General features: G+C 69.1%; 5 protein-coding genes. 4 read left to right on the top strand and 1 reads right to left on the bottom strand.

The window, feature by feature from the left end; genetic code table 11:
- The 3 genes from ACFR9S_RS05110 to ACFR9S_RS05100 form a co-directional block, all read left to right on the top strand.
- The coding region (locus ACFR9S_RS05110; protein ID WP_379818206.1) for a universal stress protein at nt 1-146 on the top strand (146 nt) is incomplete at its 5' end.
- 103 nt (nt 147-249) lie between these two features.
- Entirely contained in the window at nt 250-936 is a 687-nt protein-coding gene (locus ACFR9S_RS05105) for a nitroreductase family protein (RefSeq protein ID WP_379818199.1), read from the top strand.
- 133 nt (nt 937-1,069) lie between these two features.
- Nucleotides 1,070-1,300, top strand: a complete 231-nt coding sequence (locus ACFR9S_RS05100) for a hypothetical protein (RefSeq protein ID WP_379731612.1) — start codon at nt 1,070-1,072, stop codon at nt 1,298-1,300.
- A 118-nt stretch (nt 1,301-1,418) separates the two neighbouring features.
- On the opposite strand, the gene ACFR9S_RS05095 is transcribed toward ACFR9S_RS05100, so the two are convergent.
- Nucleotides 1,419-1,778, bottom strand: coding sequence for a hypothetical protein (locus ACFR9S_RS05095; RefSeq protein WP_379818198.1), 360 nt, complete (start codon nt 1,776-1,778; stop codon nt 1,419-1,421).
- 117 nt (nt 1,779-1,895) lie between these two features.
- Between ACFR9S_RS05095 and ACFR9S_RS05090 the strand changes: the two genes are divergently transcribed.
- Nucleotides 1,896-2,663: DUF502 domain-containing protein (locus ACFR9S_RS05090; RefSeq protein ID WP_379818197.1), on the top strand; the 768-nt coding region annotated here is incomplete at its 3' end.

Here is a 2,663-nt window from a genome sequence, read left to right as displayed (position 1 = left end):
GCGACAGCGACGACGTGGACGCCCCGGCGTACGATCACCTCGTCGTCGGGAGCCACGGCCGGACCGGCGTCTCGCGAATGCTGCTGGGCAGCGTCGCCGAGAAGGTGGTCCGCGAGTCGCCGATCCCCGTCACGGTCGTCCGGTGAGTCGGCCGACAGGAGGGTGACACCGACGCCACCCGCTGACCCGACCGTGACCTAATTACGCCCGACTCGACAGGCATTAAACCGCGAACCGTCCGTCTCCGGTATGGAGTTCGACGACGCCGTCCTGACCCGCCGCAGCGTCCACGAGTACAGCGACGAGCCGGTCGCCGAGGAGACGATCGAGGCTGTCTTTGAGCGCGTCCGCTACAGCCCCTCCAGCTACAACCTCCAGCCGTGGGAGTTCCTCGTCCTGACCGAGCAGGAGAACCGCGAGCGCCTGCAGGAGGTCGCCTACGGGCAGGAGCACGTCGCCGACGCCCCCGTCGCCGTCGCGGTGCTGGGCAACACCGACCCCAGCGCCCACGGCGAGGCGGTCGCCGAGGACCAGCTCCGGAAGGGGTACCTCCCGAACGAGGAGGCCAAGGAGGGCCTGCTCGAGACGATCGAGGGGATGGCCGACCGCGACGAGGAGACCAACCGCGTCTGGGCGACCAAGAGCACCTCGCTGGCGGCGATGACGCTGATGCACGCCGCCCGCGCCGAGGGGCTGTCGACCTGTCCCGTCGGCGGCTTCGACCCCGACGCGCTCCACGAGGAGTTCGACGGCGACGAGCAGTACGAGCCGGTGATGCTGGTGACGATGGGCCACGCCGCGCCCAACGCCGCCGACACGAACACGCCCCGGAAGTTCCGCCGCCCCGTCGACGACATCGTCCACCGCGAGGAGTTCGAGCCGACGGAGGCCGAACTCGAGGACGAGGTCGTGACCGAGAGCTTCGCGACGCAGTAAGCCGATCGCGGCTTGTGACCGGCGATCGACGGTTTGTTGATCGCTCGGAGCCTGTTGCCGCGATCGTGTAGACCGACCCACGACACACGACGACAACGAACAGAACTATCCTCCCCGCCGACAGCTACCCGCCATGGTCGCAGTCGAACAGGTCCTATTCGGCGTGTTCCTCGCCGTCGGCGGCGCCCTCCTCGCGATCGATCACCCGGCGATCGACTGGCTCAACCGCTGGCTCAAGTCCGCCGGGACGACTCAGCAGCCATCGGAGATCGAGATGGACGACAGTGCCCGGCTGGTCGGCTTCGTCGTCGGGAGCCTCACGGTCGTCGTCGGCCTGCTGCTCGTCGTCGACGTGATCGCCTGAGAGCGGCGGGGCCGCCCCCGGTTTATGCCGTCCCCGCCCCGCCGACCACCAGCGTCGGGATCAGTATCCGACGGTACGTACCCCGTTCGGCGGAGGGAACCGGAACCAACGCTCGCCCTCAGACGCCCGGGATGCCCAGCGCGCCGATCTCGACGAGATTGACCCGCGAGAGGATCCACAGCAGCACGATCGCCGCCAGCCACGCCGCGAAGCCGATCCCCGCGGCGCCGAGCCAGCCGCCGGGGTAGCGCCAGTTCACGACGCCGATCCACAGCAGGAGCAGCAGCGCCGGGCCGACCACCGGGATCCCGCCGACGAAGCCGAACAGCGCGTACACCAGTGCGCCCACGGCGGCGGCGAGGACGGCGTCGCCGAACGCCGGGTCGTCGCCGACGACCAGCCTCGCGCCGACGTGGATCGCGAGCGCGCCGACGAGCAGGCTGACGATCCCCACGAGCAGTCCGTCGATGGGAGCCATACCCCGACCAACGCGCGGCGTCGGGGAAAGCGTGGTGGGCGTCGTGGCCGGCCGGCGACGCCGCGACTCCGGGGAGGCCGAAGGCTTTAGCGGGAGTCACTGCGTTGATCGGAACGAATGGACGAGTCGGACCTGCGGATGGACCAGCGCGTCAGGAAGTCGACCCGCGAGACGCTCCGAGAGGCGTTCGTCACGGGGCTTGCGGTCGTCGTGCCGGTGCTGGTCACGGTCATCGTGCTGGCGGTCGCGTTCCAGTACGTCTACAACTACCTCTCGTGGTTCGCAAAGGGGATCGTCGCCGCCGACGAGGAGGTGATCCTCCCGTTCATCGGCGACATCCCCGCCAGCGTCCTGGTGATCCAGTTGGTCACGCCGGTGATCCTGCTGGCGGTGATCATGGTGGTGGGCATCTTCACGAACACCACCAAGTGGGGCGAGCGCGCGGTGGACTACTTCGACTACTTCATCTCGCAGATCCCCGCGGTCGGCGGCGTCTACGACTCCTTCAGGCAGATGAGCAACGTGATGCTCGAGTCCGACACCCAGAGCTTCCGGGAGGTGAAGCTGGTGGAGTTCCCCCACGAGGGCGCGTACACGCTGGGGTTCGTCACCACCGAGACGCCCGCCGCGCTGTCGGACCCGGCGGGCCACGCCGAGATGCTCACGCTGTTTCTCCCGCTGGCGCCCAACCCCGTGATGGGCGGCCATCTGGTCCACATGCCCGCCGACCGCGTGATGGACGTGGACATGACCGTCGAGGAGGGGATCCGCGCCATCGTCACCAGCGGCGTCGCCGTCGCCGGGAGCGACGTCACGAGCGGGGGCGTCTCCGAGGAGCGACTCCGCGATCTGGCGGGCGTCGAGTACGCCGACCAGCGGTTCGAG

This window comes from Halolamina salina, from assembly GCF_042678005.1.
GTDB lineage: Archaea > Halobacteriota > Halobacteria > Halobacteriales > Haloferacaceae > Halolamina > Halolamina salina.
The sequence above is the reverse complement of the archived record's forward strand: the minus strand, read 5'-3'. Positions and strand labels throughout refer to the sequence as shown.